The sequence below is a fragment of the Curvivirga aplysinae genome (genome assembly GCF_009711445.1).
Lineage (GTDB): Bacteria > Pseudomonadota > Alphaproteobacteria > UBA8366 > Aestuariispiraceae > Curvivirga > Curvivirga aplysinae.
In genome coordinates this window covers 1-14,366 of sequence record NZ_SMMC01000124.1, presented here as the reverse complement: position 1 = coordinate 14,366, position 14,366 = coordinate 1, and the positions used below count along the sequence as shown (strand labels likewise).

11 protein-coding genes are annotated in these 14,366 nt (G+C 43.8%); 4 read left to right on the top strand and 7 right to left on the bottom strand.

The genetic code is table 11. The annotated features are described in order from the left end of the window. The first annotated feature begins 202 nt into the window (after positions 1 to 202). Entirely contained in the window at positions 203 to 2,362 is a 2,160-nt protein-coding gene (locus E1160_RS03710; RefSeq protein WP_155153653.1) for a methyl-accepting chemotaxis protein, read from the top strand. A gap of 68 nt (positions 2,363 to 2,430) precedes the next feature. Here the strand turns inward: E1160_RS03710 and E1160_RS03705 are convergent, their stop codons facing one another. After that, positions 2,431 to 2,724 (bottom strand): AzlD domain-containing protein, encoded by a 294-nt coding sequence (locus E1160_RS03705; protein WP_155153652.1) that lies wholly within the window; start codon positions 2,722 to 2,724, stop codon positions 2,431 to 2,433. Then, entirely contained in the window at positions 2,721 to 3,401 is a 681-nt protein-coding gene (locus E1160_RS03700) for an AzlC family ABC transporter permease (RefSeq protein WP_155153651.1), read from the bottom strand. Before E1160_RS03700 ends, E1160_RS03705 begins: the two co-directional genes overlap by 4 nt. A 55-nt stretch (positions 3,402 to 3,456) precedes the next feature. Between E1160_RS03700 and E1160_RS03695 the strand changes: the two genes are divergently transcribed. Further along, a complete protein-coding gene (locus E1160_RS03695) occupies positions 3,457 to 3,957 on the top strand; it encodes an Lrp/AsnC family transcriptional regulator (RefSeq protein WP_218048700.1) in 501 nt (166 codons plus the stop codon). 118 nt (positions 3,958 to 4,075) lie between these two features. Here the strand turns inward: E1160_RS03695 and E1160_RS03690 are convergent, their stop codons facing one another. The 3 genes from E1160_RS03690 to E1160_RS03680 form a co-directional block, all read right to left on the bottom strand. Then, positions 4,076 to 7,732: a coiled-coil domain-containing protein gene (locus tag E1160_RS03690; protein WP_155153650.1), complete on the bottom strand. Its 3,657-nt coding sequence runs from the start codon at positions 7,730 to 7,732 to the stop codon at positions 4,076 to 4,078. Positions 7,733 to 7,799: 67 nt separating this feature from the next. Further along, positions 7,800 to 8,501, bottom strand: coding sequence for a DsbA family protein (locus tag E1160_RS03685; RefSeq protein WP_155153649.1), 702 nt, complete (start codon positions 8,499 to 8,501; stop codon positions 7,800 to 7,802). Positions 8,502 to 8,604: 103 nt separating this feature from the next. Then, positions 8,605 to 9,147: a DUF721 domain-containing protein gene (locus E1160_RS03680; RefSeq protein WP_218048699.1), complete on the bottom strand. Its 543-nt coding sequence runs from the start codon at positions 9,145 to 9,147 to the stop codon at positions 8,605 to 8,607. Between the two features lie 101 nt (positions 9,148 to 9,248). Here E1160_RS03680 and mutY point away from each other — a divergent pair, with 101 nt between their 5' ends. Together mutY and E1160_RS03670 are read left to right on the top strand one after the other, a co-directional pair. Beyond that, positions 9,249 to 10,328 carry an A/G-specific adenine glycosylase gene (gene mutY / locus E1160_RS03675; RefSeq protein ID WP_155153647.1) on the top strand — a complete coding sequence of 360 codons (1,080 nt, stop codon included), beginning with the start codon at positions 9,249 to 9,251 and terminating at the stop codon, positions 10,326 to 10,328. A 79-nt stretch (positions 10,329 to 10,407) separates the two neighbouring features. Next, the gene (locus tag E1160_RS03670) at positions 10,408 to 11,556 is read left to right on the top strand and encodes a mechanosensitive ion channel family protein (RefSeq protein WP_218048698.1); all 1,149 of its coding nucleotides are present in this window, start codon (positions 10,408 to 10,410) and stop codon (positions 11,554 to 11,556) included. Between the two features lie 12 nt (positions 11,557 to 11,568). On the opposite strand, the gene E1160_RS03665 is transcribed toward E1160_RS03670, so the two are convergent. Together E1160_RS03665 and E1160_RS03660 are read right to left on the bottom strand one after the other, a co-directional pair. Beyond that, a complete protein-coding gene (locus E1160_RS03665) occupies positions 11,569 to 12,960 on the bottom strand; it encodes a multicopper oxidase family protein (protein ID WP_155153645.1) in 1,392 nt (463 codons plus the stop codon). A gap of 192 nt (positions 12,961 to 13,152) precedes the next feature. Then, positions 13,153 to 14,334 (bottom strand): site-specific DNA-methyltransferase, encoded by a 1,182-nt coding sequence (locus E1160_RS03660; RefSeq protein ID WP_155153644.1) that lies wholly within the window; start codon positions 14,332 to 14,334, stop codon positions 13,153 to 13,155. Positions 14,335 to 14,366 lie beyond the last annotated feature (32 nt).

The window sequence follows — 14,366 nt, the reverse complement described above, 5'->3', positions numbered from 1 at the left end:
GCATTATTTTCTTCATAGATTTAACAAATATTTACATATCGTAAACTATTTCGCCGTAGAATTACCTACGGCTAACGAACGAATTATATTCAGGGAATGGGTTGTTATTTTTTTGTTTTCAACGGACTAGATAAGAACTACCTTATTGCCCAATAATAAAAATACGAACGATTTTATTTGTGAAAGAACAGAAGGTTTCAAAATGTCCTTTTTAATGCGCATTTCCTTGGGGAAACTTTTACCAACAATTATTATTTCACTAGCCCTATTGTCAGCAGTGGTTGTGGGTATTTCCAGTTTAATTTCTGCACAATCCGCTCTCACTCAGGGAGCAGAAAATAAACTTGCAGGTCAAGCGGTTGCTAAAACCAACACCATGAATATCCTTTTTAATCAAATTGAACAGGATATTAAATTTTTAGCCGGTAATCCGGCGACAGCATCCGTGTTAAACGAATTCGTTACTGGATGGAACTTTCTGGATGGAGATAAAGCTCAAACCTTGCAGAAAATGTTTATCACCGACAACCCCAACCCAGAGGGAGAAAGAGATAAATATGATAGCGTGGAAGGTGATCGAAGCATGTATAATGTTGCCCATTCCAAGCATCATAAATTCTATCGTGATTTTAGAAATAGCAAGGGTTATGCAGACTTATTCTTCTTCGATAAAAAAGGTAACCTCGTATATTCAGTATTCAAAGAAGCTGACTATGGCACGAACTTCCTTGAAGGACAGTGGAAAGAAACTGGATTAGCAGAAGCTTATCGCAAAGCATCTGAAATCACGGAACCCGGCCAGTTCGTGTTCACTGATTTCGAAGCATATGCGCCAAGCAATGGAGCGGCTGCGAGTTTTATTGCAGCCCCTCTTCTATCAAAGCGTGGACGCCTTATTGGCGTTGTCGCTTTACAAACACCATTAAGTGCAATTAATGCTATTATGAATGAGGCTACAGGCCTTGGTGACACAGGTGAAACATATTTGGTCGGCCCAGATTTCACGATGCGAAGCGATTCTCGTTTCTCAGATGAAAGCACCGTACTTACTATTTCCAAAGAACATGACGGTGTTGCTTTAGCTCTGGCAGGTGAAATGGGCATTGATAGCTATACAAATCCTGAAGGAAATGACATTGTTTCTGCCTTTGCGCCATTTGAATTTGCAGGCGTCAACTGGGCAGTCATTGCAGATCAAGAGCGTGACGAAGCGATTGAAGCTGCAAATGACTTGCGCAACTTCATCTTGATTTTATTAGCATGTATTGTGGTTGTTGCGGCTATTATTGGTGTTGCCGTTGGACGTAATATTGCTGGTAACATGATGTCACTTGTAGGCTCTATGGAGGGGTTGGCAGAAGATGCACGCGGCACAGAAATCCCAGCGATGGATTCTAAAACCGCATTTGGTCGTATTGCTTCTGTCTTAACAGGCTTCAAGCAAAATATGATTCAAAGTGAGGAACAAGCAGCCGAACGTGCACGGGAACAAGAAGCACGCACCCAAAAAGCACGCGAACTTGGTAATATGGTAAATGATTTCAGCGGTCAGGCGAACCAATCTTTAGGATCGGTAAATTCTGCGACCAGCGAAATGAACTCAACAGCACAATCTATGTCCTCTTCCGTTGAACAAACCAAAGCTTTAGCAATGGATGCTGCGCGGGTTACAGAAAGCGCATCTAATAACGTGAATACAGTTGCAGCTGCGGCAGAAGAACTTGCGGCCTCTGTACAAGAAATTTCCGCACAAGTACAACATTCCACCAGTATTTCACAAAAAGCAGTGGATGAAACACAACGCGGTAACGACTTAGTGCGTGGTCTAGATGAATCTGCAAATCGCATCGGTGAAGTTATTACTTTAATTAACGATATTGCGGAACAAACGAACCTGTTGGCGCTGAATGCGACAATCGAAGCTGCTCGTGCAGGTGAGGCTGGTAAAGGCTTTGCGGTTGTGGCGAATGAAGTAAAATCCTTGGCAACCCAAACCGCAAATGCAACAGGTGAAATTTCTTCGCAAATCAGTCGCATTCAGGAAGATACTAAAGAAACGGTTGGGGCGATTGAAAGCATCGATAACATCATTCAGGAAATGTCTCAAATTACCGCCTCTGTTTCGGCCGCAGTTGAAGAACAAGGTGCTTCCACACATGAGATTGCACGCAATACTCAGGAAGCTGCTGCAGGCACCAGTGAGTTATCTGCAAAAATTGCAGAAGTGAGCCAGATGTCAGAGGAGAGTAGTCACGCTACGCAATCTGTGATGGACGCGACAAACAATCTGGTAGAACAATCTGAAACATTAAAATCTGATATCGATAGTTTCCTTGATCGTGTTGCAAAGCATCAAGGTTAGGTAAAACTTATCAATTTAATCAGGCGGGATGATTTCTAAATCATCCCGCCTTTTTTACTTTTGAGTTATCAAACCAATAAACCAAGTCCCACAAAAGCCGCTATACCGCCCCCCATGGTCAAGATGACATGATTGGTTTTTATGGCAATAGCCAGTGCAATAAACGCAGAAAGCCAAGTATGTATAGATTGGTCTGCCATTGATGCCGCCACGAGACTGATAATAATTAAACCCGGTAAGTCATCAAGCATCCATGAATATCTAGAATTTCGAATTTTATCACCGATGAGCAATCCAAGAAGACGGATAGAATAAGCAGCAACAGCCAAAGTAATAATAAAGAGCCAGTGTTTTTCGCTCATACCAAGTTACCTCTCCTAGAGCGGGTGAGATAAGATAGGATCAGTCCTACCGTTGCGCCAGCCACAATAGCATAAGCCTTTGGCATACCTAACATCACCACCACCATGGTTGAGATAAAAGCCCCAGCCCATGGCATCAGGTGTGCTGCCCCTTTCCATAATCCACGAGCCATCGCAATGAAGGCAGCTGTAAAAGCAAAACCAAGTCCAAATTGCTCAAGATCCGGTAATATGGAACCGATAGCAGCGCCTAATATTGTGGAAGATGTCCAAACAAAGATCATCACCAAACCGGAGCCAACTAGGAATTTAACACCTATATCAGGTGACTTGGCACGTTCCGCCATAGTCAGCGCCCAGTTTTCATCGCCAGTAATATGAATTGCAAATAGCTTAAGAGATAGAGGCACATCTTTCAGTATTTCGGATAATGAGGCAACAATACCTATATATCTAAGATTAAGCGCTGCACCGGCAAAAACAGCCCCGATAACTGCCGAACCGTAAGAAAATTGTTCAACTGCCACAATCTGAGAGGATCCAGCGTGAACGAACGCACTCATGAAGCCCACTCCCCACCAAGGGAATCCGACTTGAGCAGCTAATAACCCGAATGCAAAACCATAAACGGCTGCACCGAGCGCGAGGGGGAGAATTGTAATAGCACCATGTTTCATGAGCTGCATAATATTAAGAAATGATGATCGAATAAATAGACTAATTTGACATTTTATGATTTTATTAAATCATATTATTAACTTTTCTGATGTGATTGATATGGACCTGATAGATAGACGATTATTGTCTGCCCTTCAAAAAGATGCAAAGACAACTATACAAACTCTCGCTGAGATCGCGGCAATTTCAACAGCCTCCGTACAACGCCGCCTTAAATCTTTACGCAAAGCAAAGGTCATCAAAAAGGAAGTCGCTGTACTTGACCCAAAGAAACTTGGGTTAGGAATCACCGCCGTTATAGGGATTGAACTGGAAAGAGATCGCGTTGATCAAATCGATGCCTTTAAACGCAAAGCACGAGAAGACTCACAAGTCATGCATTTTTACTGTGTCGCCGGTGATTGTGATTTCATCATGGTCGTCATGGCGCAGGATATGGAACATTACGAAGCTTTCACGCGCCGCTTCTTTCTTGCAGACAAAAATGTCCGTAAATACCGAACCTCCATTGTTGTCTCTACCGAAAAAACAACAATGGAATTGCCAATACTATAAAGGCCTCACAACTTGATTATATACAATTATGCATTCCAAAGTTGATCCAGCTATTGGCAGATAGCATCAACGGGTCACTCACTTTTAGCAGCCTTTTGAAAATAATAAATTCTCTTAATTATCCAGTTTCACGCATCTGTGCAGCGCGACGTAAATCCACGGACACTAGTTGTGAGACCCCACGTTCTGCCATGGTTACACCAAATAAACGATCCACACGTGCCATTGTCATACGATGGTGAGTTACCACCAAGAAACGTGTTGTTCCCGCATTGGACATTTCTTCCAACATCTTACAGAAACGATCCACATTGGCATCATCAAGCGGCGCATCCACCTCATCAAGAACACAGATAGGTGCAGGATTGGTCAGGAATACTGCGAATAGCAGAGAGAGTGCAGTCAATGCTTGCTCCCCACCTGACAACAAGGACATAATCTGCATGCGTTTACCCGGTGGGGATGCCATAATCTCAAGCCCAGCTTGTAACGGGTCGTCAGCCTCCGTTAATTTCAGTTCTGCTTCCCCCCCACCAAAGAGGCGAACAAACAATTCCTTGAAATGTCCGTTTACTTCTTCAAAAGCAGCAAGCAAGCGTTCACGCCCCTCACGGTTCAATGCTGAAATCCCCTGACGCAATTTAGCAATCGCCTCGATCAGATCTTCATGTTCCACATTCATTTCATCAATACGGGTTTGCAGTTCTGCGGCTTCTTGTTCAGCACGCAGGTTAACCGCCCCCATATTTTCACGTTCACGAGTCAAACGCTCTAAACGTGTTTCAACTTCTGGACGTAGTGGTAATTCTTCATCTTCGCCGACACCACCTGTCGCAAGAACATCTTTTGGATAACATTCAAGTTTTTCCATGATCCGTTCAGCAACGTTATCGGACGCTAATTGAGCTTGTTCTACACCTGCCTGCAAACGCACACGGGTTTCGCGCACTTCTGCCAAAGCTTGCTCAGCATCTTTTAAAGCACGATCTGCATCATATTGATATTTCTCTGCTTCTGCTAATTCATCGGCTGCAACATTGCGCTTCGCTTCGGAGAAATTAATTTTATCTAATAAAGCAACGCGCTGCTCGGCAATTTCCTCAGGACGTGCTTCAAGAAGCATTTTTTCTTCTTCGGCTTGTTCTGCACGCATTTGCAATTCTTCCATCCGGGAAGATGTACCACTCATACGTTCTTGCCAAGATTGCTCCTCTGTCGCGATGGCACGCAGACGGTTCATCTTTACTTCGGCTTCCCGATGCAAATTGTCATAGGAAGATTGTTTCTGAATAGCAATACTGCGTAATTCCGCCAAATTGGCACGTAACTGATTTACCCGATCCCACGCTGTTGAGGCATCTTCCAATTCATCTAATTGACTCTGAGATGAAGCCAATAAAATTTCCGCTTCTTCAATTTCATCTGCCACGCGTTTGGCATTGTCTTCGACATTCATCAAACGGGATTTTGCCGCAGCTGCACGGCTTGCCAGTTGTGTGTGATGTTGGCGTGATTCATTTAAACGGCCATAGGCAGCTTGCTGATTTTCGCGTGCTAAACGGGTTGCTTCTTCAGCGGCAGAAGAAGCCTCAACCGCATCTGCAAACGATGTTTGTACCGCTTCCAATGTTTCTTCATTCAACATACGCATCTGTTCAAGCTTAGCTTCGCATTCAGCTTCCAGATGGTTTTTCTGAATATAGGATTGCTCCACCATTTCTTCAGCTTCAACACGTGCGTCTTTGACTAAGCCTTCTAATTCTTCCAGTCGTTTCTTTTGTTCAAGTTTTTGTGCAGCCGACGAAGGAACATCCGGTACAATGGTATATCCATCCCAGCGCCATAAACCACCTTCTTTGGTAACAATACGTTGTCCTTGTTTAAGCTGACTTTGCATCTTCGCTGCAGCATCAGCATTATCAGCCACAGCCACTTGAGATAAACGTCGTGACAAAGCTTTGGGTGCTTTAACAAAATCCAGCAATGACTTCATATCAGATGGTAAGTTAAAACTCTCCGCCCCGGGAACTTCCTGCCAGCTAATCGGCTCACCTGCCTGAATAGATGCATCCAGCTCGTCCCCCAAGGCTGAGCCAAGCGCCATTTCATAACCTGCTTCCACAGTAATATGTTCAGCAAGGGGCTCTGCAATATCCGTCAAAGAAGCTGCTAATATTTTCCCTAATGCTTCATATTCAGCTTTTAAATTTTGCAGCTTGGATTCTGCTTTATTTAACTTATCACGCCATGTTTTTTCTGTTTCTTGAAGCGCATGTCTGTTTTCAGCTTCGGTTGCATCAATACGCTTGCGTCCTTCGACTTCTTCCGATTGAAGACGATCACGCGCCTCACGCTCCGTTGCTACTGAATGTTGTAAACTTTCTTCGGCAACTTCAAGAGCCTCTCGCATTGCTTCCACAGTGGTTTCCGCTTCCATGACAGTTTCTTCTGCCAAATCTAGCTCTTCCACCAACTCCATATCCTGTGCGAGGTTCTCTTTTTCAATCGCCAATTCAGACGCCCGTTCCTTCAAACGCTCGATACGGCTTGCAGCCTGCTCCCCCTGTTGCATTAACGCATTACGTTGTGCTTCTAGGCCGGCAACCTGTTCCGTTAACTGATTAAGAAGAACTTCTTTTTCTGACACTTCTTCTTGTGCCACTTCCATAGCTTCTTTTAATTCTTCAACCATTTCCAATTGATCAGAAGAACCATCATCCAGCATTTCTTTTTCCGACGCTAAACGTTCCAAAGCCTGGCGTGCATCTCCTTCCAGCGCACGTTCTCGTTCCATATCCAAGGTTAATTGGCGAAGACGATTTTCCAAATCCATACGGGATTGTTGTAAACGGCTTTCTTCATTGGTTAATTCACGTTCTGCCAATTGTAAACGTTGTAACTCGGCTGCTGCTTCCGCTTCTTTTTTACGCAATTCCGGTAATTTTTCAGCTGCTTTTGCTTGTGAGGAAGCCCCACTTGCCGCCAACTGAGTTTTCTCATGAACGATCTCTTCTACTTCGGCTAATGCCGCACGCGCTTGAACCAATTGTTCTTCATTACTGGTCCAGCGTAAATGTAACAGAATGGCATCAAATCGTCGTATTTGTTCAGAGAGACGGCGATAACGATTTGCTTGTCGTGCTTGTTTCTGTAAACCTTGATTTTGGACATCCAAAGCAGCAATCACATCTTCTAATCGTTCAAGATTGCTTTCTGCCGCTTTCAAACGCAATTCAGCTTCATGCCGACGTGAATGGAGACCACGAATGCCCGCCGCTTCTTCTAAAAGTGTACGGCGTTCTGCTGGTTTCGCACCAATAAGCGCCCCAATGCGCCCTTGGGATACAATCGCAGTTGAATTCGCACCAGACGCTAAATCCGCAAAGAGAAGCTGCACATCACGGGCGCGTACTTCGCGTCCATTAATACGATAGCCTGATCCCTTCCCCCGTTCAATACGGCGTGTAATTTCAAGTTCATCAGTATCATTGAAAGCGGATGGCGCGTTGCGATCTTTGTTATCAAGTGTCAGGGTAACTTCGGCGATGTTACGTGGCGGACGATTGCCTGACCCACCAAAGATCACATCGTCCATTTCTTTACCGCGCATACGTTTAGCGGACGTTTCCCCCATCACCCAGCGTAAAGATTCAATCACATTGGATTTGCCGCAGCCGTTTGGACCGACCACACCTGTTAATCCTTCCTCAATCAAGACTTCCGTTTGATCAACGAAGGATTTGAAGCCGTGTAATCTCAGCTTCTTAAACTGCAAATCCCCTTACCCCTTTTCACAATTAAGATCGGCCCATAACCCCATCATGAGCCGACCTTGTGGTTACTTATTCAAAGTAGGAATCAAGCACCTCTTCAAAATCTTCCAATGGAACGTTACCGGAAATTTTCTCATCTCCATTCACAAAGAAAGTCGGTGTTGAATCAACTTTGTACTTTTGCATGCCTTCCTGACGATCTTTTAAGACCGCATCAAGAACAGCTTCGTCTTGCATGCATGCTTCAAATTTCTCTTCGGATAAACCAGCAAGTTTCGCAATCTTGCCAAGTTCTCCCATATAGTCCTGCGCGCGCGCCCATTTATCTTGTGTCTTAAACAAAGCACCAACAGCAGCAAAATATTTATCATCGGCCACACAACGCGCCATCATAGATGCGCCTGCCGCACGTTGATCAAATGGGAAATCCTTAAATACGAATTTCACCATCCCCGTATCAACATATTTCTTTTTCAGTTCAGGCCATTTTTCATTGTGGAAAGCACCACAATGACCACATGTCATAGACGCAAATTCCAACACAGTTACAGGTGCATTTGGATCACCAAAAATACGTGCATCTTCGCCATAATCGGTCGTATCAACTTCTTTCGCTTTGAAATTCGCGGCCTGTGCGGAGGAAATAAATGATACAGATTCAAATTCCTTCAACGCAACCTCTTGCCCATTTTGAGAAGAGGAATATGCAAAATAACCACCTGCTGCGGTAACAGCAACAGCACCAACTGCCAATAGAGCCCGTAGGGACATCAAAATTCTCCTTAACCCGTGTGATACGGTTCTTATTATTTAAACCTAAATATACTGTGAGAATGGAAAAGCAAGCAACCGTCTCTTCCCACCCGACATTTATCTATGACGACTTTGTGGCAAGATTACGGCGCGCGACAGATTCTCCCAAACGCTGCAGTAATTCTCGCATTTCGGGGTTTTCCACATGGGAAACTTGATCCTCAATTGCCTTTTTCTGGTCATCATCCAGTTTCAGGCTTTTCTCACGTTTTCGTGCCGTATCAGGTGTTTTTTTGCGAATCGCCTGCAAGGATCCAACCTGCTTCAATCTGATAGATGCGACAGCCCCATACCCAAAATATGTATTAATCCGATCAATAAGCAAAGGTTCCATATGCTGTAATTCAAGCGCCATAGCACCAGTCACACGGATATGTAATACGCCCCCCATGCGTTGACCACGTTGAAACTGTAATTTCAGCGGCTGAGAAAATTGCGCCAAACGTTCCCCAACGACACGATGCCAATCAGTAATCAGACTGACTTGACCAAATCCATATTTCCCCAAGGCACGTTTGGTCAACCCCGGAATCATCTCACCAACAGGTCGTGTAACGGCTTTACGTTTCGGTTTATAGGGACGTTTTTTATAACTTTCACTCATCAGACTAATATCCCTCATCTCTTGCACAATTCCAAGGGCTAGTTTACCAATTTGAAAAACAATAATTTGGCAAAGATAAAAGATTGAAAAGATAGATCAGGATGGATCACGCAACTAAAACCGAAATTGCGCTCGGCCAGAAAATAGCCCCCCCAATGTTAGATTGGTATGATCAGCATCGACGCCATTTACCTTGGCGTCACGATCCGGGTATAAAAGCCAATCCATATTATGTCTGGATGTCCGAAATCATGTTGCAACAAACGACCGTTGCTACCGTAAAATCTTATTTTGAAAAATTCACCAATCTTTGGCCAGATATAAGTGATATGGCGAATGCCCCGCTGGAAGATATTTTGCAAGAATGGGCAGGACTTGGTTATTATGCACGTGCAAGGAATTTGCACAAATGTGCACAAACCATCATGCAGGATTTCAATGGTCAATTTCCTGAAACCGAAGCAGAGTTATTAATGCTTCCCGGCATTGGTCCTTACACAGCAGCAGCCATCGCCTCAATCGCATTTAATCAACGCGCTGTCGTCGTAGATGGCAACATTGAGCGTGTCATGAGCCGCGTGTTTAAATCTTATGCAGAGCTTCCCAAAGAAAGAGCAGAATTTTATCGTCTTGCAAATCTTGCAACACCGGATAGCCGTGTAGGTGATTATGCACAATCCTTAATGGATTTGGGCGCGACAATTTGCACACCTAAATCCCCAAAATGTGCTATTTGCCCAATTCAACCACATTGTCTTGGCAAGTTGGAGGCGGAAGGATTACCTAGAAAAGCACCAAAGAAAATCAAACCCACCAGAAAAGGGCTGAGCCTTTGGATCACGACTTTGGATGGTTATTTACTGTTGGAACGTCGTCCAGAAAAAGGATTGTTAGGCAAGATGCCGGGATTGCCGGGGACAGACTGGATTGAAGGACAAGAGCCGGATATCGACACTCTTATGCAAAAAATGCAATTCCTCCCAAAACTGGAACATCAACTAGCAGAAGGCGAAGCCAAACATACCTTCACCCATTTCCATCTTTTTCTTTCTGTTGGCAAAATCACGCTCTCTAATACTTGTGATTTACCGCATAATTACTTTTGGCTTTCGCTAGATCAATTAGATGAATTTGGATTGCCAACTGTCTTTAAAAAAGCAGTTTCCCTTGCACAGCGTTAAAATCTCCTTAAATTGAGAACAATATTGGCAAAGAACACATACAGGGCTTCAAATGGACATCAATAGTTTCGGCGATTTCATGCGATTAGTTATCGAGGTTTGGCAGAATGGTTATGCCGGCGTTGATTTTGGTCGTTACATAAACGCCATTGGCATTTTTATAGGTTTCTTGTTGATTAGACGCGTTTTTACCCGCGTTGTTTTGTCACGTATTGAGGCCTTTGCCCATCGCACCAGTAACGATATTGATCGTAAGGTTTTAGAAGCTCTAAGAGGGCCGTTGACATTTATCCCAATTGTAATGGGTTTCTTCTTTGCCACTCAATATCTGGATGTGAAAGGTGCTTTGGCGCCCATCTTTGAAAAAGCCACTCGATCTATGATCGTCTTCACTTTTTTCTGGGGCCTCTTCCGATTACTGGGGCAATTTTCATATCTTGTTTTTGGCGCAACTAAACTAAACAAACGGCTACATTCTGCACTGCTCAGCTGGATTTCTAATATTCTAAAAGTTTTAGTCGCCGCAATTGGGGCGGCCGCTATTTTGGAATTATGGGGCATTAATGTCGGCACCTTGATTGCAGGCCTTGGCTTATTCGGTGTGGCTGTCGCTTTAGGCGCGCAGGATCTATTTAAAAACTTAATTGCAGGCATTTTGATTTTAGCTGAAAGCCGCTTTAAAAATGGGGACTGGATTAAAGTTTCCGGTGTGACTGAGGGTATAGTTGAAAATATCGGCTTCAGATCAACACGCATCCGACGGTTTGATAAAGCACCTGTTGTGGTTCCGAACACAGCCCTTTCCGATAATCCTGTGATCAATTTTTCCGAAATGACTCATCGCCGTATCTATTGGATTTTGGGTGTTGAATATGGAACTTCTGTGGATCAGTTAAAAGAAATCCGTGATGGTATTGAAAAACTTGTCTCAGATACGAATGTCTTTGTATCTGCAGATAAAGCATCCACTTTTGTACGTATCAACAGTTTTGGCGCAAGCTCCATCGATATTATGCTTTATTGTTTCACCCAAACCACAAATTGGGGGGAATGGTTAAAGATCAAAGAACAGCTTGCATTTGATATCAAAGAAGTCGTTGAAAATGCTGGAACTGGTTTTGCTTTCCCAAGCACATCTCTTTATCTGGAGAAACTGCCTGAAGGACTTGGTAAACCTGAAGATACACCCAGCCAGTTAATTCCTGTCTTGGCAGAAGAAAAAGCGTAAAAATTTACGCCTTTATTCCACCCGCATGAATGCGGTCATTCCGCTTTTCTGATGTTCCAAGATGTGACAATGGATCAACCAATCCCCTTCGGTATCCGGCTTTAACGCAACTTGCATTTTTTCATCCGGCAAGACCAAGGCCGTATCCGTCCACCAAGGTGCAACTTCACGTTTGTTACTTTTTAATATTTGGAACGTCATCCCATGAATATGGATCGGATGTGTGTGAGGTGTACGATTAATAAATTCAAAAACATAGGACTTGTTTTTCTTTAAAACTTTAATCGGTTCATTAGGGTCGCCTGCACCGTCTTTTTGCCAGACGGATGTATTAATAGCCCAAAACTTAAAACCTAATCCCCCACAGATTGGATTAGGGACCGCTGCCTTCTCCGCGGCGGCGGAAAATTCCATCGGGATATATTCCGCATTAGATAAATCAGGGCGTGGCACTGGATTATCAGGCAAAGCACCAATCTCAGCCAAATCACGTTTAACAGATTGACCTTTGGCCTTGATCTTAACCACATCCCAAGGATTGTTTGAGGAATAATTTGTAATGGCAATTTCAGTACCTTCAACATCAGGTACACGTAAAGCAACATCGGCCCGCTGTCCCGGTCCTATAGAGAAATGCCTTAATGGAAATGGCTCACAAGGATGTCCATCCACTGCGATAACTTTTGCCTCTCCATCTTTGGGCAAAGATAATTTATAAATCCGTGTTACATCTGTGACGCAAAGACGCAAACGCACAAGGCTTCCGGCCTGCGCTTCATAAGTCGGCTCACTCATCCAGTTTGTTGTGCGCATGGTGCCAAATGTACCTGCCCGCGCGGTCTTTCTGGGCTGATATAACTTAATAAATTGCCCATCACCACCCAATCGGAAATCTCGAAGATTAATCGGAATGTCTTGATCAAAACCCGGATCGTCATCTTCTTCGACAATAATCATACCGGTCATGCCGTATGACAGTTGATCCAAAGAATTACAATGTGGATGATACCAATAGGTCCCCGCATCATGCGGAACAAAATTATAATCGAAACTATCACCCATATAGACATATGGCTGTGTCAGATAGGCAACTCCATCCATATTGTTGGGAAGTCTAAAGCCATGCCAATGGATCGTTGTTGGTTCTTCCAGATTATTAATCAAACGCCCATGGAATTCTTCACCACGTTTCATGCGGATCGTCGGTGGGATTGTGGGACCAAAGCTATACATGTTTTTTGTTTCAACATCATTTGTCCCCAATTTATGGGAAATATGTTGGGCCACAAAATCTGTACGTGGAGTAGATGCCATCAATTCTGATGTGAGAGGAATACCACTACCTACCGCCGCTGCCCCCATTCCATATAACGATCCCTTTAGGATTTGACGACGTGAATACATGATCTATGCCCCATCTAATTAAGAATGACTTGCAACTGTATACGCCTATTAATTGGAAAAGAAAATAATCTAGATCAATAGAAATGAATTTAGATAAAGAAAAAGGGGCCCGCTCGATCAAAAGCAGACCCCATTTTAGATAACAGGTCATATTGGGCGCATCTCCCAAACCCGCTACCACTCCGGCAAGAGTTAGTTTACACGCATCTCCGATGTGACATCGGTTTTACGTGGAGCTCTTTTGCGTGACTTAGGCTCAAATTTCTCGGTCAGTGCTTGTTTCACTGCCTCACCCATGTCACTGCGAATTTTTTGACGAAGAACATCAATCGGTATTTTCTTACGGCTGTCGGCTTTTACCTGCCAATATGTCCAGCCATTACAACTCGGCGCATCTTGGACTGCCGCACCTACTTTATGGATAGATCCTGTATGGCTACCGGTTACAATTGTGCCATCAGCACGTACTTTCGCCACATGTTTCTTACAAGGACTTTCAAGCTTATCACCTGGGTTCAAAAGACCTTCTTCAACCAAACGACCAAATGGGATGCGAACCTCTTTGCGTTTTGGTTGGGTTACAGACACAGCTTCCAAGTCACTTGCAACTGCAACTTCTGCCAAGCGTTTCTGAGATACATCATAGTAGGATTGTTCACGTTCCAGCGCGATATATTGACGACCTAGACGTTTTGCAACTGCTGCTGTTGTGCCTGTACCAGAAAACGGATCAAGGACCACATCACCCGGATTTGTGGAGGCAATAATCACACGATGCAACAAGCTTTCTGGCTTTTGTGTTGGATGTGCTTTTTTACCATCTTCCCCTTTTAGGCGCTCACCACCACTGCAAATCGGTAACACCCAATCAGAACGCATTTGAAGGTCATCATTCATTGCCTTCATCGCATCATAGTTAAATGTATATTTAGACTTTTCGGATTTAGACGCCCAGATCATTGTTTCATGTGCATTTGTGAAACGACGGCCTTTAAAGTTTGGCATCGGGTTTGTTTTGACCCATACCACATCATTCAACATCCAGAAATCCAAGTCCTGCATGGTGGAACCAACGCGGAAGATATTATGATAACTACCAATCACCCAGATGGTGCCATCCTTTTTCAAGACACGACGCGCTTCTTTCATCCAATCATTCGTAAATTTGTCATAGGATGCGAAACTGGAAAATTTATCCCAATCATCATCAACAGCGTCCACCTTTGAATTATTTGGACGATGTAATTCACCTTTTAACTGTAAGTTATAAGGTGGGTCTGCAAATACCATATCTACAGACTCATCAGGTAATGACTTAAGTAATTCTATACAATCACCAAGTAATACTTCGTTTAAGGGTAATTTATTCTTCATTTATTTGATCCTTACCTTGCCAGAGGAATTAA

Excerpts from the sequence above, each read along its gene's own strand:
- E1160_RS03710 (WP_155153653.1), top strand. The coding sequence starts at position 203 with ATGTCCTTTTTAATGCGCATTTCCTTGGGGAAACTTTTACCAACAATT.
- E1160_RS03705 (WP_155153652.1), bottom strand. The coding sequence starts at position 2,724 with ATGAGCGAAAAACACTGGCTCTTTATTATTACTTTGGCTGTTGCTGCT.
- E1160_RS03700 (WP_155153651.1), bottom strand. The coding sequence starts at position 3,401 with ATGAAACATGGTGCTATTACAATTCTCCCCCTCGCGCTCGGTGCAGCC.
- E1160_RS03695 (WP_218048700.1), top strand. The coding sequence starts at position 3,457 with ATGATTTTATTAAATCATATTATTAACTTTTCTGATGTGATTGATATG.
- E1160_RS03685 (WP_155153649.1), bottom strand. The coding sequence starts at position 8,501 with ATGTCCCTACGGGCTCTATTGGCAGTTGGTGCTGTTGCTGTTACCGCA.
- E1160_RS03680 (WP_218048699.1), bottom strand. The coding sequence starts at position 9,147 with ATGAGTGAAAGTTATAAAAAACGTCCCTATAAACCGAAACGTAAAGCC.
- mutY (WP_155153647.1), top strand. The coding sequence starts at position 9,249 with ATGGATCACGCAACTAAAACCGAAATTGCGCTCGGCCAGAAAATAGCC.
- E1160_RS03670 (WP_218048698.1), top strand. The coding sequence starts at position 10,408 with ATGCGATTAGTTATCGAGGTTTGGCAGAATGGTTATGCCGGCGTTGAT.
- E1160_RS03665 (WP_155153645.1), bottom strand. The coding sequence starts at position 12,960 with ATGTATTCACGTCGTCAAATCCTAAAGGGATCGTTATATGGAATGGGG.
- E1160_RS03660 (WP_155153644.1), bottom strand. The coding sequence starts at position 14,334 with ATGAAGAATAAATTACCCTTAAACGAAGTATTACTTGGTGATTGTATA.